19 protein-coding genes and 3 tRNA genes are annotated in these 22,077 nt (G+C 30.6%); 11 read left to right on the top strand and 11 right to left on the bottom strand.

The genetic code is table 11. The annotated features are described in order from the left end of the window. Positions 1-55: 55 nt before the first annotated feature. The 4 genes from UXY25_RS07695 to clpX all read left to right on the top strand — a co-directional run bounded on the left by UXY25_RS07695 (position 56) and on the right by clpX (position 3,869). Positions 56-400 carry a phage holin family protein gene (locus tag UXY25_RS07695; RefSeq protein WP_320815418.1) on the top strand — a complete coding sequence of 115 codons (345 nt, stop codon included), beginning with the start codon at positions 56-58 and terminating at the stop codon, positions 398-400. Positions 401-501: 101 nt separating this feature from the next. After that, a complete protein-coding gene (gene tig, locus UXY25_RS07690; RefSeq protein ID WP_320815417.1) occupies positions 502-1,827 on the top strand; it encodes a trigger factor in 1,326 nt (441 codons plus the stop codon). Positions 1,828-1,918: 91 nt separating this feature from the next. Beyond that, entirely contained in the window at positions 1,919-2,593 is a 675-nt protein-coding gene (gene clpP, locus UXY25_RS07685) for an ATP-dependent Clp endopeptidase proteolytic subunit ClpP (RefSeq protein WP_320815416.1), read from the top strand. Between the two features lie 43 nt (positions 2,594-2,636). Next, complete coding sequence (gene clpX, locus UXY25_RS07680; RefSeq protein ID WP_320815415.1) at positions 2,637-3,869, top strand: ATP-dependent Clp protease ATP-binding subunit ClpX; 1,233 nt, start codon at positions 2,637-2,639, stop codon at positions 3,867-3,869. Positions 3,870-3,922: 53 nt separating this feature from the next. Here clpX and UXY25_RS07675 read toward each other — a convergent pair whose 3' ends face one another. The 4 genes from UXY25_RS07675 to UXY25_RS07660 form a co-directional block, all read right to left on the bottom strand. Further along, positions 3,923-4,057, bottom strand: coding sequence for a hypothetical protein (locus UXY25_RS07675; RefSeq protein WP_320815414.1), 135 nt, complete (start codon positions 4,055-4,057; stop codon positions 3,923-3,925). 2 nt (positions 4,058-4,059) lie between these two features. Continuing rightward, positions 4,060-5,634, bottom strand: coding sequence for an OmpA family protein (locus UXY25_RS07670; RefSeq protein ID WP_320815413.1), 1,575 nt, complete (start codon positions 5,632-5,634; stop codon positions 4,060-4,062). A gap of 190 nt (positions 5,635-5,824) precedes the next feature. After that, the gene (locus UXY25_RS07665) at positions 5,825-5,992 is read right to left on the bottom strand and encodes a hypothetical protein (protein ID WP_320815412.1); all 168 of its coding nucleotides are present in this window, start codon (positions 5,990-5,992) and stop codon (positions 5,825-5,827) included. 10 nt (positions 5,993-6,002) lie between these two features. Then, on the bottom strand, positions 6,003-7,526 hold the full coding sequence (locus UXY25_RS07660) for a GH3 auxin-responsive promoter family protein (RefSeq protein ID WP_320815411.1): 1,524 nt from the start codon (positions 7,524-7,526) through the stop codon (positions 6,003-6,005). 94 nt (positions 7,527-7,620) lie between these two features. Between UXY25_RS07660 and UXY25_RS07655 the strand changes: the two genes are divergently transcribed. Then, a complete protein-coding gene (locus tag UXY25_RS07655) occupies positions 7,621-8,412 on the top strand; it encodes a DUF2797 domain-containing protein (protein ID WP_320815410.1) in 792 nt (263 codons plus the stop codon). A gap of 72 nt (positions 8,413-8,484) precedes the next feature. Here UXY25_RS07655 and UXY25_RS07650 read toward each other — a convergent pair whose 3' ends face one another. The 3 genes from UXY25_RS07650 to sppA all read right to left on the bottom strand — a co-directional run bounded on the left by UXY25_RS07650 (position 8,485) and on the right by sppA (position 13,778). After that, complete coding sequence (locus UXY25_RS07650; protein WP_320815409.1) at positions 8,485-11,118, bottom strand: AsmA-like C-terminal region-containing protein; 2,634 nt, start codon at positions 11,116-11,118, stop codon at positions 8,485-8,487. 103 nt (positions 11,119-11,221) lie between these two features. Further along, positions 11,222-11,932 carry a queuosine precursor transporter gene (locus UXY25_RS07645; RefSeq protein ID WP_320815408.1) on the bottom strand — a complete coding sequence of 237 codons (711 nt, stop codon included), beginning with the start codon at positions 11,930-11,932 and terminating at the stop codon, positions 11,222-11,224. A 79-nt stretch (positions 11,933-12,011) separates the two neighbouring features. After that, complete coding sequence (gene sppA, locus UXY25_RS07640; protein ID WP_320815407.1) at positions 12,012-13,778, bottom strand: signal peptide peptidase SppA; 1,767 nt, start codon at positions 13,776-13,778, stop codon at positions 12,012-12,014. A 121-nt stretch (positions 13,779-13,899) separates the two neighbouring features. Here sppA and folK point away from each other — a divergent pair, with 121 nt between their 5' ends. Then, positions 13,900-15,030 (top strand): 2-amino-4-hydroxy-6-hydroxymethyldihydropteridine diphosphokinase, encoded by a 1,131-nt coding sequence (folK, locus tag UXY25_RS07635; RefSeq protein WP_320815406.1) that lies wholly within the window; start codon positions 13,900-13,902, stop codon positions 15,028-15,030. Here the strand turns inward: folK and UXY25_RS07630 are convergent. Both UXY25_RS07630 and UXY25_RS07625 read right to left on the bottom strand, forming a co-directional pair. Continuing rightward, complete coding sequence (locus UXY25_RS07630) at positions 15,027-15,200, bottom strand: hypothetical protein (RefSeq protein WP_320815405.1); 174 nt, start codon at positions 15,198-15,200, stop codon at positions 15,027-15,029. The two genes, folK and UXY25_RS07630, sit on opposite strands and share 4 nt — an antisense overlap. Before the next feature lie 3 nt (positions 15,201-15,203). Beyond that, positions 15,204-15,728 carry an RNA methyltransferase gene (locus tag UXY25_RS07625; RefSeq protein WP_320815404.1) on the bottom strand — a complete coding sequence of 175 codons (525 nt, stop codon included), beginning with the start codon at positions 15,726-15,728 and terminating at the stop codon, positions 15,204-15,206. A gap of 197 nt (positions 15,729-15,925) precedes the next feature. Between UXY25_RS07625 and mutS the strand changes: the two genes are divergently transcribed. From mutS to UXY25_RS07600, 5 genes are all read left to right on the top strand, one after another. Next, the gene (mutS, locus tag UXY25_RS07620; protein WP_320815506.1) at positions 15,926-18,496 is read left to right on the top strand and encodes a DNA mismatch repair protein MutS; all 2,571 of its coding nucleotides are present in this window, start codon (positions 15,926-15,928) and stop codon (positions 18,494-18,496) included. A gap of 144 nt (positions 18,497-18,640) precedes the next feature. Further along, positions 18,641-18,713, top strand: a tRNA-Gly gene (locus UXY25_RS07615). Between the two features lie 24 nt (positions 18,714-18,737). Next, positions 18,738-18,823, top strand: a tRNA-Leu gene (locus tag UXY25_RS07610). 165 nt (positions 18,824-18,988) lie between these two features. Next, positions 18,989-19,074, top strand: a tRNA-Leu gene (locus tag UXY25_RS07605). A 104-nt stretch (positions 19,075-19,178) separates the two neighbouring features. After that, positions 19,179-19,538, top strand: a complete 360-nt coding sequence (locus tag UXY25_RS07600) for a DUF1508 domain-containing protein (RefSeq protein WP_320815403.1) — start codon at positions 19,179-19,181, stop codon at positions 19,536-19,538. 55 nt (positions 19,539-19,593) lie between these two features. Here UXY25_RS07600 and UXY25_RS07595 read toward each other — a convergent pair whose 3' ends face one another. Together UXY25_RS07595 and UXY25_RS07590 are read right to left on the bottom strand one after the other, a co-directional pair. Beyond that, complete coding sequence (locus UXY25_RS07595; RefSeq protein WP_320815402.1) at positions 19,594-19,782, bottom strand: hypothetical protein; 189 nt, start codon at positions 19,780-19,782, stop codon at positions 19,594-19,596. 148 nt (positions 19,783-19,930) lie between these two features. Beyond that, complete coding sequence (locus UXY25_RS07590) at positions 19,931-22,075, bottom strand: S46 family peptidase (RefSeq protein ID WP_320815401.1); 2,145 nt, start codon at positions 22,073-22,075, stop codon at positions 19,931-19,933. Positions 22,076-22,077 lie beyond the last annotated feature (2 nt).

The following is a 22,077-nucleotide window of genomic DNA, read 5'->3' as shown; positions in this document are numbered from 1 at the left end:
TTTAAAAAAGGCACCATTTTTGGTGCCTTTTTTTGTACAATAAAAATACATAGATATGAATTTATTAATTAGACTTATCATTACAACTATTCTAGTTGTTATTATTGCTCATTTTTTACCAGGAATTTCTGTTCAAGATTATACGTCTGCTTTATGGGTAGCTTTAGCTTTAGGCCTTTTAAATGCTTTCTTAAAGCCTGTACTTGTTCTGTTAACACTTCCAGCAACAATATTTACTTTAGGCTTGTTCTTGTTAGTAATAAATGCTGTTGTAATTTTAGTTGGTGATTATTTTGTTGATGGCTTTGCTGTTGATGGTTTTTGGAATGCTTTTGTATTTAGTATTTTACTGTCATTAGGTCAATCTGTCATGAATGGAATATTTATTTCAGAGAAATAATTTTTTTATACAATTGAAATTCAAATAATTAAAAACTTGTTTGAGTTGTAAAAAATGTATAATTTTGCAACCCAATTTTTATGACCTTTAAATAATTTAAAATGAATATTACAAAAGAAAATGTAGATGCGTTAAATGCTGTAGTTACAGTTGCGATTTCTAAAGAAGATTATTCTACTAAAGTTGAAAATATATTAGAAAACCACAGAAAAAATGCTAACATACCTGGTTTCAGAAAAGGGGCAGTTCCTATGAGCGTAATCCAAAAACAATATGGTAAAGCAGTTCTTTTAGAAGAAGTAAATAAAGTTTTGCAAGCGTCTTTAAATGATTATTTAGTTAAAGAAAAGTTAGATATACTTGGGAATCCTTTACCTAAAATCACTGAAGATTTTAACTGGGATAAAGAAGACTTTACTTTTGAATTCGAATTAGGTTTAGCTCCAGAATTCTCTGTTGATTTAGCTTCAGTTAAAAAAGTAAATAAATTTAATATTATTGCAGACGAGAAAATGCTTAACGAGCAAGTTGAGCGTATTCAAAAACAATACGGAAAACTAATTCCTCAAGATAAAGTGGAGCAAGACTTTACGTTAAGAGGAACTTTTTTAAATGAAGAAGCAAACATTAATAACGCAACAAATATTACATTAGATATTTTTAGTGATAAAAAAACTGCTAAATTATTCATTGGTAAAAAAGTAGGCGATGTAGTTGAATTATCTACAAAAGGTTTATTTGATGACGACCATAAATTAATGGATTTTTTAAAAGTAGATCATGATAATGTTCACGGTTTAGATGTTGTAGTTAACTTTACAATTGAAGAAATTAACGATATTGAAAAAGCAGAATTAAACCAAGAATTATTCGATAAATTATTTGGAGAAGGAAATATTTCTTCTGTTGAAGAATTAAAAGCTAGGATTAAAGAAGATGCTGAAGGTCAATTTGGGCAACAAGCAGATCAAAAATTCTTAAGTGATGTAATTGAAAGCTTAATCGAAAATACAAAATTTGATTTGCCAGCTGCGTTCTTGAAAAAATGGATTATGTCTGCAGGAGAGAATCCATTATCTACTGAACAAGCTCATGAAGAGTACGAAAAATCTGAAAAAGGTTTACGTTACCAATTAATTGAAGGTAAAATTATTGCTTCAAATAATTTACAAATTAGATTTGAAGATTTAAAAACGCATACTTCAGTTTTAATCAAACAACAAATGGCTCAGTTTGGACAATTAAATCCAACTGATGAAGAGGTTGAAGGAGTTGTAGCAAGAGTGCTTTCTAATCAAGAAGAAGCAAAAAGATTATCTGAACAAGTAATGAGCACTAAAATGCTTGAGCTTTTCAAAGGAAAAATTTCTGCTAAAGCAAAAGATGTTTCTTACGAACAATTTGTAAAAGAAATGTACGGAGAATAAATTCTCGTAAAAAATAATTATCTTTGAACGTCAAGCTTAAATAAGTTTGACGTTCTTAGTTTTAAAAAACACACATAAAAAGTAAGTCAATATGAATTTCGGAAAAGAATTTAAAAATTACGCTACAAAGCACCACGGAATAAATAACATGTATTACGATAAAATCGTAAATAGAATTACGCCAATGGGTATGACTCCATATATTATGGAAGAACGCCAAATGAACGTAACTCAAATGGATGTTTTTTCTCGTTTGATGATGGATAGAATTATCTTTATGGGAACAGGTGTTGATGATCAAATTGCTAATATAGTTCAAGCTCAATTGCTTTTTTTAGAAAGTTTAGATGCTTCAAAAGACATTCAAATTTATATTAACTCACCTGGAGGAAGTGTTTATGCAGGTCTAGGTATTTATGACACTATGCAGTTTATAAAACCAGATGTTGCAACAATTTGTACTGGTATGGCAGCTTCAATGGGAGCAGTTTTATTATGTGCAGGTGCAGATGGTAAACGTAGTGCATTACCTCATTCAAGAGTAATGATTCATCAACCTAGTGGAGGGTCTTCTGGAGTTGCTTCTGATATGGAAATCAACTTACGCGAAATGTTGAAATTAAAAGACGAATTATATCGTATTATAGCACAACATTCTAAACAAGATTTCGATAAAGTGTATAAAGATTCAGAACGTGATTATTGGATGATTGCAAGCGAAGCGAAAGAATACGGAATGATTGATGAAGTTTTAATTAGAAGTTAAGAATAAAGAAAAAAAACTTCTTTGAGGAGTAAAATAAATAAAGATGGCGAAGGAAATTTTAGAGTGTTCATTTTGCGGTAGGAAAAAGCCAGAGACTAGTTTGTTAATTGCTGGTATTGATGCACATATTTGTGACAAGTGTATTGAACAAGCACACGGGATTGTGTTGGAAGAAATTAAGCAAACAGGAAATGCTGACTTGCTTGCCGATACGGTTTTGCTTAAACCAAAAGAAATCAAAGCTTTTTTAGATGATTATGTTATTGGACAAGATCAAACTAAAAAAGTAATGAGTGTTGCGGTTTATAATCACTATAAAAGGTTATTGCAAAAAGAAACAAACGATGATGTAGAGATTGAAAAAAGTAACATCATAATGGTAGGTCAAACGGGTACAGGAAAAACATTAGTTGCAAAAACAATTGCGAAAATGTTAGACGTTCCTTTGGCAATTGTAGATGCAACTGTTTTAACGGAAGCTGGTTATGTAGGTGAAGATGTAGAAAGTATTTTAACAAGGTTATTACAAGCTGCAGACTATGATGTAGCTAAAGCCGAAAGAGGAATCGTTTTTATTGATGAGATTGATAAAATTGCTCGTAAGAGTGATAATCCTTCTATTACTAGAGATGTTTCTGGAGAAGGCGTTCAACAGGCTTTATTGAAGCTTTTAGAAGGTACTGTTGTAAATGTGCCGCCAAAAGGTGGTAGAAAACATCCAGATCAAAAATTTGTTGAGGTAAATACTCAAAATATTTTATTTATTGCTGGTGGTGCTTTTGACGGAATCGATAAAGTAATCTCAAAAAGATTAAACCGTCAAGCGGTAGGGTATAGTTCTTCAATAAGTAATGAACAAGTTGATAAGGATAATTTATTGCAATATATTATTCCGAAAGATTTAAAAGATTTTGGATTAATTCCTGAAATCATTGGCCGTTTACCCGTGCTTTCATATATGAACCCTTTAGATGCGGAAACGTTGAGAGCAATTTTGACGGAACCTAAAAATGCATTAATTAAACAATATCAAAAATTATTTTTAATGGATGATGTTGAGTTTACAATTGATGACGAAGCATTAGATTTTATTGTTAGTAAAGCATTGGAGTATAAATTAGGTGCACGTGGATTGCGTTCATTATGCGAAGCTATTTTAACTGATGCGATGTTTGATTTACCAAGTTCTTCAGAAACTACGTTACATGTGAATAGAGTATTTGCAGAAAGTACAATTAATAAAAATTTGTTGCAGCGTTTAAAAACTGCTTCTTAATTTAAGAGTTGATATAAAATAAAAAATCCCGCTAAAAGCGGGATTTTTTATTTTTATGCGTCTTTAGTTTTTTCAATTTCTTTAGACTTGTTGACTTTAACATAACTTGCTTTACAACTCCATCCACTAGAACATGATGTTAATAATGCAGTACTAGATAATGCTAATATAATTATTCCTTTTCTCATCTCTAATTTTTTGCTTTGTTAATTTTAAATTCAACACGTCTATTAGCTTGGTCTTGTTCAGGAGTGCAGTTAGAGCAATCATTTAAAGGTTTAGACTCTCCATAACCTTTATATGTTAATCTTTCTTTGGCAATTCCTTTAAATATTAAATAACTAACAGTAGACTTTGCTCTTCTTTGAGATAATGCTAGGTTATATTTACTAGATCCTTTATCATCAGTATGTGCATTGATTGTTAAAGTCATTTCAGGGAATTGATTTAACACCTCAACTATTTTGTTTAATGATAATTCAGATTCTGCTTTGATAAGATCTTTATCAAAAGCAAATAATATATTTTCAATTACAATAGCGTCAGCAGTAATTTCTGGTCTAGTTTGTTTAAGTTGTATTGGGTCACTTAATAAGTTTTCAGAAGTAAATCTACTTGTAAATGGTTCGTAACCTTCTTTTTCAACTGTAATAAAGTTATATGAGATAGGATTTAAAGGGATTCTAATTTTTCCATTTTCATCTGAAATTGTTTCATTTATAATGTCGCCAAATTCATTCTTAATGACAATTTTCGCATTTGGCAATGGTAATTGAGATAATTGTTCAACAACAGTATAAGTTGGTTTGCTTTTTTCTAAATGTTTGATTTCAAATTTTAAAATGTCGAAATTTCCAGAATGAGATTTATCAGTTGATAGATATCCTTTGTCTTCTGAAACAAGTACAAAAGCTAAATCGTCTCTTCTTGAGTTTAAAGTAACTCCTAAATTCAACGCTTCTAAGTATTTGTTGTCAACAATAGATGATCTAAAAACATCATATCCACCAATATTCATATGTCCTTTTGAAGAAAAATATAAGTGTTTGTTGTCTGCTGTAATGTTTGGGAATTTTTCATCTTCAGACGTGTTTATATTTGGGCCTAAATTAACAGGTTTTCCGTAAGTTCCATCTTCATTAATTGATGCTTCATATAAATCATAACCGCCTAATCCTCCAGGAATATTAGCTGCGAAAAATATTTTCTTTCCATCAGGAGAAACACTCGGTGTTTCAACAGAATAACCATCTGGTATTAATGAAACTTTCTTAATATCTGTCCAATATTCTTTTGAATCAAGGTTTAATGTTGCCTTATATAAATCTAATTTCCCTTCTTTTTCAGCACTTTCTTGAGTATAGTAAACTGTTTTTTCATCTGGTGAAAATGCAATTGAACCTTCGTTATCTTTAGAGTCAATAACACTTGAGAATAATAAAGGAAAAGATAAATCTCCATTCTCTTTAACATCTACACAATATAAGTTATTGTTTGGAGTGTTTGTTTTTTCATTAACAGTAGTTTCATAGTGTCTTCTTTTTTTATTAGACAAGATGATATACTTGTTTTTGAAAAAAGATGTTCCTACTTCATTTAACTCAGAATTTATTCCTGTATCATTTAAAACATAACGCACACCTTTGGTAGAAGCATTAATTAGATTAACAATTGAATCGTTACCATCTAAACGTTGTGGTTCTTGAGCAAATAGTGAAGAACTAATTAAAATGGTTAATGCAGTAAATTTGGTTATAAATTTCATAAATAAATTTCTAAGTTTCTGTTTATTAAATAGTTTTACTTAAAACGAGTGCAAAAATATACGTTAATTCTTGAAAAAAAATTTTTTTATAACTTTTTTTTTGCTTTTTGTTAATATTTACGATGAAATGCAAAAAAAAACGATTTAGCGTAAGCTAAATCGTGTAATTTTTTGCGAATAATATAATTTATCAACTATTTTGGGCTTCTTTATTCAGTGATTGTTTCTCTAAAGGTATTTTTATTGAATTTTGTTTAACTTCACACCTTCTTCCTGGACCGCATCCGTATCTCTTAGGACCACACGATATTAGAAAGAAAATTCCTAAAATTCCAATAATAATTGTTCTCTTTTTCATGTCTTCATTTTTAGGTTAAGTGTTCTTGGGCTGCTAATATTGATTCCAAATAATTACGTTCATTTGATAAGCGGGGTACTTTATTTTGTCCGCCTAATTTATTTTGGTTTTTAAGCCAATTATAAAACAATCCTTCGCTCGCAATATTAATTTTTAAGGGATTTAATGTGATGTTATTATTTCTTTTGGCTTCGTAATCTGAATTTAACTCTTGTAACGTATTGTCTAGCAATATACTAAATTTTTCTAGATCATTTGGGTTTTTTCTAAATTCAATAATCCATTCATGTGCTCCTTTTTCTTTTCCTTCCATAAAAATAGGGGCTACGGTATAATCAATTACTTCACAATTAAACTCTTTACAGGTAATTGCAATAGCTTTGTCTGTGTTTTCAACCATTAATTCTTCGCCAAAAACATTTATATGATGTTTTGTTCTTCCGGTTACCATAATTCTATGTGGACTTAAAGATGTAAAACGAACAGTGTCTCCAATTAAATAACGCCATAGACCAGAATTTGTAGTAATAACAATAGCATAGTTTTTAAAAAGTTCTACTTCACTCAATGGAATGACTTTTTGATTTTTTGTTCCAAATGTATCCATAGGAATAAATTCATAAAATATTCCATAGTCTAGCATTAAAAGTAGCTCACTAGAATTGTTTAAATCTTGAATCGCAAAAAAACCTTCCGATGCATTGTAAATTTCGTAATATTTGAAATTATCTTTTGGGAATAATTTTTTGTACTGTTCTTTATAAGGTTCAAAATTAACTCCTCCATGGAAGTATACTTCAGCATTTGGCCAAATGTCTAAAATATTTTCTTTTCCTGTTTCCTCAAGGGTTTTATTTAAAAGGACTAACATCCAACTTGGAACTCCAGATAAACTCGTTACATTTTCATTAATGGTTTCATTAATAATTGCAGGAAGTTTAGTCTCCCAATCACTCATTAATGAAATTCTACTACTGGGTGTAGAACTGAATTCTGCCCAAACAGGCATGTTATCAATCAATATGGCAGATAAATCTCCAAAAAAAGTATTGTTGTTCTCGTACATTTGCTTGCTCCCGCCTAATCGTAGACTCTTTCCAACAAACATTTGAGACTCTTCATTATTGTTTAAATACAAGCATAACAAATCTTTACTCGCTTTATAATGACAGCCTTCTAATGCCTCATTACTCACAGGGATAAATTTGCTTTTCGCATTTGTGGTTCCACTTGATTTTGCAAACCATTTTATGTTAGTAGGCCAAAAAACATTTTGAGCACCTTTTCTAGTTTGCTTAATCATTGGCGCAAGCTCTTCATAAGTAGAGACAGGAACACGTTCGCTAAATGTTTTGTAATTCTTAATTGAAGAAAAGTCATATTCCTTACCAACAACTGTGTTTTCGGCAGTTTTTAATAAATTAAAAAGTAATTCTTCTTGTACTTCATTTGGGTACTTAATAAACAATTCAATTTGATGAATACGTTTTTTTAAAATCCAAGTTGCAATAGAATTAATTATTGGTAATGCCATTTTTTAATTATGAATTATGCGTTATGAATGATAACTTTACCAAAAATAACAATTTTTTTATTTTTTCGACTATAACATTTAAATTTTAAGAAGAATGACATATCAAGGCGTCTTGCAAAAAATGCAAACCGAATTTTTAAGCCCTATTCAATATTATTTAGTATTTGAAGATAGTTTCTTGAATGTGAATCAACTAATAGGTAAAGAAATCTCTATTTCTTTTGAAGGTTATCAATGTTTGAATTGTGGAAAACCAAAGAAAATTTTTAGACAAGGTTATTGCTATGATTGTTTTATGAGTAGCGCATCAGTTGGAGATTGGATAATGCGGCCTGAATTAAGTACAGCTCATTTAGATGTTGAAGATAGAGATTTGGCTTATGAAAAGCGTGTGCAATTACAACCACATATTGTGTATTTGGCTTTGTCAAGTGATGTAAAAGTTGGAGTTACTAGAAAAACCCAAGTTCCTACACGCTGGATAGATCAAGGTGCGATAGAAGCTATTCCAATTGTTGAAGTTCCTAATCGTTATTTAGCTGGAATTACAGAAGTTGCTTTGAAAAATCATTTTGTAGATAAAACGAGCTGGCAAAAAATGCTAAAGAATAATGTTCCTAATGTGGATTTAATTTTTGAACGGAATTCTGTTTTACAATGGTTACCTGAAGAAATAAAACCCTATTTTGCTAAAGAACAAGAATTATATAAAATTGATTTTCCTATTACAAATTACCCAACTAAAATAAACAGTTTAAATCTTGAACGTACACCTTCATACAGCGGTAAAATGATGGGTATAAAAGGACAATACTTATTGTTTGAAGATGGAACTGTTTTTAACGTTAGGAGCAATGAAGGAATTGTTGTAAAAATAGAAGTTTAGTTTTTTAAAAAATCTAATAAAAAAAATCCCATTTCTTAATTGAAATGGGATTTGTCTTTTTATAAAGAATAATTATTCTTTTTTCTTCTTCCCACCAAGGATGCCTCCAAGTACGTTTTTAACGCCATCTTTTACATCGTCTTTTGTAGGTGTTTTAGGGACAACTGCTTTGGTAGTATCTGTTGTTGCAGCTGCAGGATTATTTGTGTTAGAATTATTCCCTCCTAATAAATTAGTTAAAGCTCCAGTTCCTTGACCAATTAATTTGTCTTTTTGCATTTTAACTAATTGTGTAACTAGGTTTCCAGTTGCTTGTTTCATGTCAGTAGTTACTTTTGGGCTACTAAAATTCCCGCCTAATAAAGCATTAACTGGTATGTTTTCAATTTTTGCTGCATCTGCAGGAGTTAATTTTGCTAAAAGGTTATTCACTTCTGGACCTAAATATTTAGCAGGAACATCAAACTTAACACTATAGTCCATTGTTTGATCGAAACCATGTGTTCCGCCAATTTGCATATTAATATCTTGATATTTTAAATTAAACGGTTTTACAGCAACTTTTCCGTCTTTAAATGTAAGTGCAGCTTTTATATCGTTCAAATTCAATTTAGATACATCTAGAAACTTTACATTAGAACTAAGTGCAGTTAATAATTGAGAATCATTTGCGTTTACTTTAGATTCTAATAATTGACCTAATAAATCACCTGAAATGGTTTTTAAATTAGGCGTCATATCATTTGTTAAGTCTCCTGATAATTTAATAGTAGAGTTTAATTTACCACTTATTGTATTTGCAATTGGAGCAATTGATTTTAACATGTCAAGCTGTGTAAATGACTCAGCTATGCTAACTGCGTTTAAGACTAAATTCATATTAAATTTCGGAGTATTTCCTTTTGTAGAAACGGTTCCGTCTAGTCCAATTTGACCACCAAAAATACCCATTTTTAAATTATTAAGCGCTATTGCTTCGTCTTTAACGACTAAATTTCCTGAAACGTCTTTTAAATTTAAATTGTCGTAAACTACAGTATTTGCTTTTGCAGTTATGCTGCAATCTAAGAAAGAAGGAATTTTTACGGCTTCTGTTGTTTTTTTACCTTCTCCAGTTGTTGATGTAGTTGGAGCCATGAAATCTTCAACCACTAATTTGTTTGAATTCATATTGAAATTCCCTTTCAAAACTTGGTTTTTAAACATAAAACCATAAAAATTATCTAATGCACCAGTTACATTCAAATCTGAACTTCCTGTTTTAGCATCAAATTGATTTAATTGAATTTTACTCGTATTGAAAGTTATATCAGCCTTGTTTATTAAGAATGGCTTAGCCATTTCTGGTCCTGTATAATTAAATCCAGTAATTGACATATTTCCTGAATTCTGAATATTTTGATACTGACTCGTTTCTACTGATTTCATATCAAACTTAGTTACAACGTCAGCTTTTAATATACCAGTTAAGGGTTTGTCTAATTGAACAGGATATGCTTTTGTAACATTTGCTAGATTGATAATGCCTTTTAATTCAGCGTTTACCAATGCATTTTCAGCAATATTTCTAATGTTTGCTTTTGCATTAAAAATATCTTGGTCAATTGAGAACGAAAGTTTGTCTAAATTGACATAAGTGTCATTTATTAATCCTGTTTCATTTACAATATGAGTATCAATGATAATGTTTTTAACTGCTTTTGGCAAATCTGGATATTGAAAAGAAGCATTGTTTGAAGCTATTTCAATATTGAATTTAGGAATTGTAGTTTCTGTTAATTCTCCGTTTACGATTCCTTTTACAGTAAAATCACCTGTTGTTTTTACCTTTTTAATATCTCCAGAATATGCTTCAGGAATTAAACCAAGAAAGTTTGTAAATGAAGATGTAGGTGTGTTGAATTTTAAATCATAAACTTGCCCGGCATCAACCATTTGAATAAATCCGTCAAACTCTAAAGGTAATTGGTTAATTAACGCTTTATTTTCCTTGAATTGGAATTTCATCTTGTCTAAATCAATTCCTAAAACGGCATCAAGTGTTATGGCTACATTATTCATGTAGTTCATCTTTTCCATTTCAAAAGAAAGTTTGGCTGTTGTTTGAGTGTTTAAATCAAGTTTTTGTGCAGCAAAATTTCCGGTTCCTTCATGATTAATACTGTCTAAAACCATTTTAATATCTGATGATTGATCTAAATAAGTAAAACGCATATTTTCAACAGAGTATTCTTGTATGTTTAATGAGAAAGGTTTGCTGTCTTCTTTTTTGTCCTCTTCTTTATTTTTTAAAGCAATGTCAAAATTTCCTAAGCCATCTTTATTGAAAATAACATTGACTATTGCATTTTTACTGCTAAAACCTTGAAGATTCATTGCTTCGCCTTCTCCTTTAAAAAGCTCTTTAATGCTCATTTTTAAATTCAATTCACCTGAGTAAAATAAAGTGTCGCCTTCAAAAGGTGCTTTGTTAATAATACTTAATTTTTCAATAGTAACATTTGCATTTGGAAAACTTTTAAATAAACTTAAGTCTACATTTTCAAAAGCAACTTTAGCATCTACATTTTCATTTATAGATTTAAGAACCATTGCTTGAATTTTATCTTTAAACAAAAAAGGTATTGCTGCCAGAGCAGTTATTGATAAGAAAAGGAATATACCTAGACCAATAAACACTTTTTTAAAGTTGATTTTTTTAGACATGACGATTTTCATTTTTTAAAGTTAAATGCGTTTAAGCTTAATTATCAGTACAAAAGTAATACCAATTTCAATTTTTTAGGCGTCTTTGTGATAAAATTATCAATTAATCGATATTTATTTCTTCTCCGTCTTTTAACTTGAATTTTTTCTGAAATAAAAAGACTGCTAAATACATAAAAGGAGTGTCAAAAACTGCAATCATTAATTTAAAAGCAAAACCACTAATGAATAATTTCCAAAAGATATTCCAAGGTAAGATTTCGAAGCAACACAATAATAATAACACAGAGAATGTGTCTACTGCTTGTGAGGTAATTGTTGAGAAATTATTACGTAACCAAAGCATTTTACCATTAGTTAGTTTTTTCCAAAAATGATAGACTTGTATGTCTATATATTGAGCTGCTAAATATGCGGTCATAGATGCAAGAACAGCCAATGATGTTTGTCCGAATACTTTTGAAAACAATTCGTTTGAAACAGGTGAATTTTCAATTGCTGGGGCAAAATTTGCGATGTAAATAATTCCTAAAGAGAAAACCGAAGCAAAAATTCCTGTAGTTACAACCTGATTGGCTTTTTTACGTCCGTAAATTTCTGAAATTATGTCGGTTACTAGAAACGTAATAGGATAGGGGATTATTCCAACTGAGATTTCAAATAAATTGGCTCCAAAAATGGTAAAATCTTTACCAAATGGGTACCAATAAAAGAATTTTTGAAAAATTAAGTTAGATACAACTAATGAACTGATGAAAAGACCACCAAGAATAAAATAAATTTTTTGGGCTAATTGTTTTTCTTTGCCATTCATAAATTCAAAAGTAAAAAAAGAAAGCCTAAAAAGAAAGCTATTCCGTTTCTGAAATAGCTTTTTATCTAATGTTTAATTCTTATTGTATCTTCAGTTCAAAAGGCATTAATGCTTGAACACCTTTTAGTTGATTTGCTTTTTTAATTTGTTGAATTAATAAATAACTTTCTTCTCCAAGATGTTCTCTTAATAAAGCATCTTTTGTTTGAAACATTGAAATCCCAGTTAAATTATTTAGTAAATCTTCAAAATTTTGTTCATATTCTGGGTAATTTTCTACTTGATATGATTTTGTTTTCCCTAAAGTTGCTGCGTGTTTTATAGCATCTTCAAGACCACCAATTTTATCAACTAGTCCAAGCTTTAAGGCATCAGTACCTGTCCATACTCTTCCTTGTGCAATAGAATCAACTTGTGCAGTTGTCATCTTTCTTCCTTGTGCTACTCTTTCCAAAAATGTTCCATATATGTTTTCCACACTTTCTAATGTGAATTTTTTGAAATTTTCATCTATTGGTTCGAATAAACTATATCCAGATGCATTTTCATGGGTTCTAACTTGTTCTGCATTTATACCAATGTTTTTAGCCAATGTAGACATGTTTGGTAAAACTCCAAAAACTCCAATAGAACCTGTTATCGTGCTTTTTTCAGCGAAAATAGCGTTAGCGTTACATGCAATATAATATCCGCCAGAAGCAGCTACGTTCCCCATAGAAACCACAACTGGTTTTACTTTTTTAGTCAATTCAATTTCTCTCCAGATCAATTCTGAAGTTAAGGCACTTCCTCCTGGACTATCAACTCTAAGTACAATAGATTTTACATTTTTGTCTTCACGAGCTGCTTTTAAAGAACGTTTAATTGAACCTTCTCCAATTATATTTACTCTACCTTCTCCTCCTTGAATTTCACCTTGCGCATAAATTACTGCGATGATGTCTTTTTTAGAAAAATCAGAAATTGAGGTTGCATTGTTTTTTGCGTAGTCTAGAATGCTTATTACGTTATAGTCTTCCTTCTTAGTAACTTTTAATTTTGTTTTAATAGCGCTGTGATATTCGTCTTCATAGGCAATTTTATCAATTAAATTATGAGCCAATGCTAGTTCTGGTGTTCTTGCGTCTAAGCTATTAGCAATTGCATTTAAGCTGTCAATTGGTATGTTTCTGCTTTCAGAAATATCGGTTACAATAGTATTCCAAACCGAGTTTAAAAGAACTGAAATTTGTTCTCTGTTATTTGCACTCATTTCTTGGTTTAAATAAGGCTCAACAGCACTTTTGTATTTTCCATGGCGAATAACTTCCATTTTTATTCCTGTCTTTTCTTGTAATTCTTTCATGAATAATACTTCAGAAGAAAGACCCTTGAAATCAAGTTCGCCAATTGGGTTTAAATAAACAGTATCGGCAACTGAATTTAAGTAATAATCTTTTTGCGTTAAAAAGTCAGAATAAGCAACTACAAATTTTCCCGATTTTTTAAAGTCAGCTAGTTTTTTTCTAATGGCTTGACTTTGGGCTAAACCTAAATTAGATTGATTTTTTAATATAGATATTCCTTTGATTTTATCGTCAGTTTTTGCATTTTCAATAGCATTTAAAACATCTGTTAATCCATTGTGATTGGTTTCAAAGTAGTTAAAGTCTTTGAAATTTATTTTTCCTGCATAATCAAGTGAAACTTCCGATAAGTCTAATTCGATTACAGAGTTTTTCTTAACCGATACTTTGCCATCATCACCTCCAAAAATAGCTCCAATTAAAATTATTCCGAAGAAAAATAACATACAGAATACAAATATTCCAATTATTGTAGCTAAAACATTACTTATAAATTTCATCTTTAAATGTGCTTTTAAATATTATACATATATGTCTTACTAAATGTTAAAATGTTACATGTTCATAAAAAAACAGAAAAGGTAATTCATAAAATTAAAATTGTTTGTTATTTTGCTTCCAATGAAGAATCAGAATAAAATTGTATTATCATTAGGAAGTAATTTAGGCGATAGGTTAGAAACTATTCAGCTATGTGTTGATGCTATACATGATAAAATAGCAACGGTTATAAAGGTTTCTATGGTTTATGAAATGCCTTCTTGGGGTTTTGAGAGTGAACCTTTTTACAATTGTGCAATACTAATTCATTCTTCAAATTCGCCACAAAAACTACTTTCTTCATTATTAAGTTTAGAAAAAAAGTTGGGAAGAGTTAGAAAGGATTCTAAAAATTATGAAGCTAGAGTTATTGATATTGACATTGTTTCGATAAATGAGGAAATTATTGAAACAGAATCTTTGAAAGTCCCACATCCTGAAATGCAAAATAGAAATTTTGTTTTGTGTCCAATGAACGACTTAAATTTAAACTGGGAACATCCTGTTTTAAAAAAATCGGTTTCAGAATTATTATCAACAAGTTTAGATGAAAGTAATTGTGTTGCTGTTAATAGATTAGTTTCCCCAATTGAAAAATTAAATGTTCAGCAGTTAAACTATATTGCAATTGAAGGAAATATAGGAGCAGGAAAAACAACACTAGCAACGAAAATTGCAAATGATTGCAATGCGAAATTGGTTTTAGAACGTTTTGCCGACAATCCTTTTCTTCCTAAATTTTATAAAGATCAATCTCGATATGCTTTTCCATTGGAAATGTCTTTTTTAGCCGATAGATACCAGCAGTTATCTGACGATTTAGCGCAATTTGATTTGTTTAAAGATTTTGTTGTTGCCGATTATCATATTTTCAAATCCTTAATTTTTGCAAAAGTTACTTTGCAAGAAGATGAATTTCGTTTGTATAAAACCATGTTTGATATTATACATAAAGAAATGCCAAAGCCTGATTTGTATGTGTATTTGTATCAAAGTACAGAACGTCTTTTGGAAAACATCAAAAAACGCGGTAGAAGTTACGAACAAGAAATTCCTGCTGATTACTTAGAAAAAATAAACAGAGGTTATTTAGATTATATCAAAACCCAAACCGATTTAAATGTTTTAGTTATTGATGTTTCTGATTTAGATTTTGTAAAAAAACAAGAAGATTATATTTTCCTCTTGAATGAGATAAATAAGAAAATCTAAGGCTTCTTTCTTTGTTTTGTAACAATTAGTCTTCCAATTACTATAAACTGTAAGGCAGCAATAAGTTTATAATTTGTTAATGGATTATTTGGAATCCAATCTAAAATAGTAACAAGCATTATAGCAAATGAAATAAGTAAAATAAGTATTGATAGTGGTCCGATTTTCATAGTTTACATTTTTTGAAATAAATCCCAAATTACAATTCCAGCACTTACTGAAATATTTAGCGAATGTTTGCTTCCTAATTGCGGAATTTCAATGACGCCATTACTTGCATTTATGGCTTTTTGATTTACACCTTTAACTTCATTTCCAAAAATTAAAGCATGTTTTTTACAAGGTTCAGGTTGAAAATCATTCAACATAATTGAGTTTTCAGTTTGTTCAATAGCATAAATAGCTACGTTTTCTTGTTTTAGTTTTTCAATAACATCTAAAACATTTTCAGCATGTTCCCAAGCAACGGTTTCTGTTGCTCCCAAAGCTGTTTTATGAATTTCCTTATTTGGGGGCACAGCTGTGATTCCGCACAAATATATTTTTTCAACCAAAAAAGCATCTGAACTTCTAAATACCGAGCCAATGTTGTGAAGGCTTCTAATATCATCTAAAATAATAATAATTGGAGTTTTTTCAGCTGCTGCAAATTCTTCTTTACTGATTCTATTTAGTTCCTCGTTGACTAATTTTTTCATTGTTTGTTTTGAATTACAAAGTGCCAAAGATACAAAGTTGAAATTGTATTTTGTCATTGAAATTGGCTTTTGAATTTGTCATTGATTTTTCCAATTGCAATTGCACTTGATTTTTGTAACTTCGCAAGCAGTATTTAAAAAATAGAATTGTGGCGAAAAAAGCAGCAGCACCCAAAGAGAAAAAGGAAACTCCATTAATGAAACAATACAACGGTATTAAGGCGAAATATCCTGATGCTTGTTTATTGTTTAGAGTTGGGGATTTTTATGAAACTTTTGGAGAAGATGCAGTAAGAGCTTCCAAAATTTTAGGAATTACACTAACAAAACGTGGGGCTGGTTCTGAAACCGAAACTGCTTTGGCGGGTTTTCCACATCATTCTATCAATACCTATTTACCAAAACTGGTTAAAGCCGGACTTCGAGTTGCTATTTGTGACCAATTGGAAGATCCAAAAATGACGAAAACCATCGTGAAACGTGGTGTGACCGAATTAATTACGCCTGGAGTTTCTATGAACGATGAGGTTTTAAACTCTAAATCTAATAATTTCTTAGCTTCGGTTTCCTTTGGTAAAAAAAATCTAGGTGTTTCATTTCTAGATGTTTCTACAGGAGAATTTTTAACAGCGCAAGGAAACGAAGAATACATTGATAAATTATTGCAAAACTTCAATCCAAGTGAGGTCTTAATTCCAAAACAAAACAGAGTTCAGTTCAAGGAGGTTTTTGGAGAAGATTTCCATACTTTTTACCTAGAAGATTGGGTTTTTAAAGAAGATTATGCTTTTGAGAGTTTAACCCAGCATTTTCAGACAGTCTCCTTAAAAGGATTTGGAATTGAAGAATTACATGATGGCGTTATGGCTTCTGGAGCAATTTTGTATTATTTATCGGAAACTCAACATAATAAAATTCAACACATCACAAATATTCAACGTATTGCAGAAGATGCATACGTTTGGATGGATCGTTTTACGATTCGTAATCTTGAATTGTATCATTCTATGAATGTAAATGCGGTTACGCTTTTAGACGTTATTGACAAAACACTTTCGCCAATGGGTTCGCGTTTGTTAAAACGTTGGTTGGCTTTGCCTTTAAAAGATGCAACACGAATTAGAAGCCGTCATGAAGTTGTTTCTTATTTAAAAGAGAACAAAGAAGATTTACAAAAAATACAATATCAAATCAAACAAATTTCCGATTTGGAACGTTTGATTTCAAAAGTAGCAACAGGGAAAATTTCGCCAAGAGAAATTATTTATTTAAAAGATTCTTTAGATGCTATCATTCCAATCAAGACATTGGCCTTGGCAAGTAAAAATGAATCGTTAAAAGTAATTGGTGATAGTTTGCATGCTTGCGATTTGTTGAGAGAGAAAATTTCAAGCACATTAAATCAAGATGCGCCTGTAGCTATTAATAAAGGAAATGCAATTGCAACAGGAGTAAATGAAGAGTTAGATGATTTACGTGCTATTTCTTCAAAAGGAAAAGGTTTTTTAGAAGATCTAGAGCAAAGAGAAAGCGAAAAAACTGGAATTACATCTTTAAAAGTAGCCTTTAATAATGTTTTTGGCTATTATATTGAAGTTAGAAATACGCATAAAGATAAAGTCCCAGAAGAATGGATTCGTAAACAAACATTAGTAAATGCAGAACGTTATATAACGGAAGAATTAAAAGAATACGAATCGAAAATTCTTGGTGCAGAAGAAAAAATACAACAATTAGAGGGTCAATTGTTTGAGCAATTGGTCAATTGGATGGGAACGTATATTAAACCAGTTCAGTTGAATGCTAATTTAATTGCGCAATTAGATTGTTTGAATTCGTTCACGCAATTGGCAATTGAAAACAACTACTCAAGGCCTGAAATTGATGATAGTTTTGATTTAGAAATCACAGAAGGTCGTCATCCAGTAATTGAAAAACAATTACCTGTTGGAGTTCCTTATATTTCTAATAATGTTTATTTAGATAGAGAAACCCAACAAATGATCATGATTACCGGGCCAAATATGTCAGGTAAATCAGCTATTTTGCGTCAAACAGCTTTAATTGTGCTGTTGGCTCAAATGGGAAGTTTTGTTCCAGCAGAAGCGGTTAGAATGGGAATTGTAGATAAAATTTTTACTAGAGTAGGAGCGAGCGATAATATTTCGATGGGAGAATCTACTTTTATGGTAGAAATGAACGAAACAGCTTCTATTTTGAATAATATTTCAGAAAGTAGTTTGGTTTTATTAGATGAAATTGGAAGAGGAACTTCTACTTACGACGGAATTTCTATTGCTTGGGCTATTGCCGAATATTTACATGAACATCCAAATAAACCAAAGACCTTATTTGCAACGCATTATCACGAGTTAAATGAAATGGAAGTTTTGTTTGACCGAATTAAAAATTATAATGTTTCTGTAAAGGAATTAAAAGATACGGTTTTATTTATTCGTAAATTGGTTAAAGGTGGTAGTGCTCATAGTTTTGGTATTCATGTTGCTAAAATGGCTGGAATGCCACAAACGGTAATTCAAAAAGCACAAAAAATATTAAAAAAATTAGAGAAAGATCATTCTGGAGAGAATTTAAGTGGAACTGTTTCGAAAACTGAAGATGAGTTGCAATTGAGTTTCTTTAATTTAGATGATCCTTTATTAGAGGAAATTAAAGAGGAGATAATGAATATAGATATTAATACATTGACTCCAGTGGAAGCTTTAATGAAGTTAAACGAAATAAAACGCATGCTAATAAAAAAATAAATTGAAATAATTATTTAGCAATCAATTCGTTATATTAAAAATTGTATTTTTTTATAAAAAGTACTTGTAAAAAATAAAATAGGTCTTATATTTGCATCCGCAATAAGAGATAATCTATTTGCCTCGTTCTTTAAAATATATTATGCGAAAATAGCTCAGCTGGTAGAGCGCGACCTTGCCAAGGTCGAGGTCGCGGGTTCGAGCCCCGTTTTTCGCTCAAATACTACTTCTTAAAATATTTGCTTGAGTGGTGGAATTGGTAGACACGCTGGACTTAAAATCCAGTGGGTAGTAATGCCCGTGCGGGTTCAAGTCCCGCCTCGAGTACTAAAAGCTTCAAACTTTGTTTGGAGCTTTTTTTGTTTAAATTAATTGTTTAAATAGTTTGTGAGTTTAATTAAAAGAATTATATTTGCACTCGCAATCAGGGAAAAAGATTGATTAAAATCTTGTCTCTTTTTATTGAAAAAATACTACCTTTTTAAAATACTTGCTTGAGTGGTGGAATTGGTAGACACGCTGGACTTAAAATCCAGTGGGTAGTAATGCCCGTGCGGGTTCAAGTCCCGCCTTGAGTACTAAAAGCTTCAAACTTTGTTTGGAGCTTTTTTTGTTTATATACTTTTCAACATTATATGTGCTTTTTAAATTGTAATTACTATTTTTAAATTTTAAATAAAATATGGCAACATTCGTAATTACAAAACGGTTAAACGACTTATATAAATATGAACTTACTTCTCGAAAAGGGAAGACTATTTTTACGAGTAATAGTTTTGAATTACGTTTTGAGTGCGAAGAACAAATAGGCTATTTGCAAGAATCGTTAGAAAGAGTTGTTTTTTTAAAATTTAAATCAGGTAGAGGAAAGTTTTTCTTTAGACTTGTTTTAGATGATAAAGAATTAGCTATAAGTAGAAAATTTTCGACTCAATTAATGTTAGAGAAAAGTATTAATGAAATTCTAAAGTATACGCCTGTGGCTGAAATTTTAGATTTTTCTGCAGACATTGATGTTTTTAATGATTTAGATACTATATAAAACAAAAAAAAGCCCCACTAGTGGAGCTTTATTTTTTTTTGATAGCGTTAGCTAATTAGTGAGCAGCAGGAGCTTCAACAGCTTCAACAGCTTCAACAGCTACAGTAGTATCAACAGCAACTTCTTCAACAGCTTCAACAGCTTCAACTGCAACTTCTTCTACAGCAACTTCTTCAGTAGCAGCTTCTTTACATGATACGAACATAACAGCAACTAATGCCATACTTAAAACAACTTTTTTCATCTTAATTTTTATAAAAGGTTAATTATTAATTCGAAGCAAAGATATAAAATTTTTGACACGACAAAATATTTTTATACTTTTTTTTTATCTTTTTTTTAAATTCTTACTTTTTCATTATCAACGGGTTATAAGAACTCTTTTGAAAATATTATTTATTTGACTTTACTTTTGGGTGAACTAATTCCATTTCTTCTATTAAGTGTTTTGCACCTGCATACTTATCGATAATAAATAATACATATCTTACGTCAACCATTATGTTTCTGCAAATAGAAGGGTCGTAGTGAATATCACTCATTGTTCCTTCCCAAACACGGTCAAAATTTAATCCAATTAAGTTTCCGTTTGCATCTATTGCAGGACTTCCTGAATTTCCACCAGTAGTATGATTGGTTGCAATAAAACAAACAGGCATCTTTCCGTTTTCTTGATACTGCCCGTAATCTTTGTTTTTTATTAATTCAAGTAATTTTGCCGGAACGTCAAATTCATAATCTCCAGGAACATATTTTTCCATTACACCTTCTAAATGTGTAACCGGTTCATAATATACTGCATCATTTGGATTGTAGCCCTTTACTTGACCGTAAGTAATTCTTAAAGTACTATTTGCGTCTGGAAAGTATCTTCCTTCTGGAAACAGCTCTAATTGGGCTTTCATATAGTTTCTTTGTAATGCGCCAGTTTCTAGATTTAACTCATCATATTTTGGCGCAATGTTTTTGTAAAAATTATCAGCTAATTTTTTAACTAATTGATATCCTAAATCCTTATTTAAGTTTCTCAATACAGTTTTTGAATCTCCTTTTAATAATGATTTTAAACCTTCATAAGAAGTTAGCTTGGACTTACTGTAAATATCTGTAGTAGTTTTACTGTAATTCATTGTTTTTAAATCAGCAGGAACTAATGGAGATTTTTGGCCGTAAAGAGCAATTAATTTCTCAAAAACTTTTTCGTCAACATTTGCATTGAAATCTTTATAGAAACTTTCTAGTCCTTTTATAGTGTTTTCTTTCCTATCTGTAAAAGATTGTTCGCCTTTAGTGGTGTATACTTGTTCTAATTGGTATAAACGAAATCCAGCGCTTAATAGTTCAGTGTTTCTTAATACTGTTTCTATGAAATAATCTCTAGCTAATGAATAATCATTAATTGCTTTGTAATTTTTTTCAAAATCAGCAAGTAATGAGCCGTATTCATCTGTTTTATTGTTTTTGATTACTCTTTTTTGGAATTCTATTTCAAAATTTTGTTTGATCTGTATAGCATTTGATTTTTTTAAACCTTGACTTTCTCCAATCCATTTTTTCCAATAGTTAGCAACACTTGCAAACTTTGAAGCATATTGAATTTTAATAGCTTGGTCTTTTCTCATGAAACCATCTTGCACTTTCAAAGCTGCATCTCTTAATTCAATTTTTGCAGGATTTAAAGTGTTTACAATTTGTTCAACTGCAAATGATGGTAAATACTCTTGTGTTCTTCCTGGGAAACCAAAAACCATTGTGAAATCATTTTCAGCAACTCCATCTAATGAAATTGGTAAAAAGTGTTTTGGAGTATAAGGAACATTGTCTTTTGAATATTCAGCAGGTTTATTGTCTTTGTTAGCATAAATTCTAAATAAAGAAAAATCACCAGTATGTCTTGGCCAAACCCAGTTGTCTGTATCTGAACCAAATTTACCAATAGAACTTGGTGGAGCACCTACTAAACGAATGTCTTTGAAGGTTTCAGTTACAAATAAAACGTATTGATTTCCTTCGTAAAAAGTTTTAATCTTATTTTCTTGCCAAGATTCTTTAGGGAAAGAAGTTTGTAGTCTGCTAATGTTATCTGCAATTTTCTTTTGTTTTTCAATTTCTGATGAAATTTGAGATACACCTTCTAAAACAGTATTGGTTACATCGTGAATACTTACTATTAAAGTAGCAACCATTCCTGGGTTTGTTAGTTCAGAATTTAAGTCTTTTGCCCAAAAACCATCTTGTAAATAATCGTGCTCGACTGTAGAGTGACTTTGAATTTCTCCATAACCACAATGATGATTCGTTAACATAAGTCCTTTAGAAGAAATTAATTCTGAAGTACAGCCTCCATCAAAATGAACAATTGCGTCTTTAAGACTAGAGTTGTTAGCATCATAAATATCTTGAGCCGTCATTTTCATTCCTAAAGCTTTCATTTCGCTTTCGTTCATGCCTTTTAGCATGCTTGGAATCCACATTCCTCCTTGTTGTGCTTGTAGTTGAACAACAAATAGGATAATAAATAATTTTAAAATTCTCATAA

This window comes from Flavobacterium sp. (assembly GCF_034111225.1).
GTDB lineage: Bacteria > Bacteroidota > Bacteroidia > Flavobacteriales > Flavobacteriaceae > Flavobacterium.
Note: the sequence above shows the minus strand (reverse complement) of the source record. Positions and strands in the feature narration are given on the sequence as shown.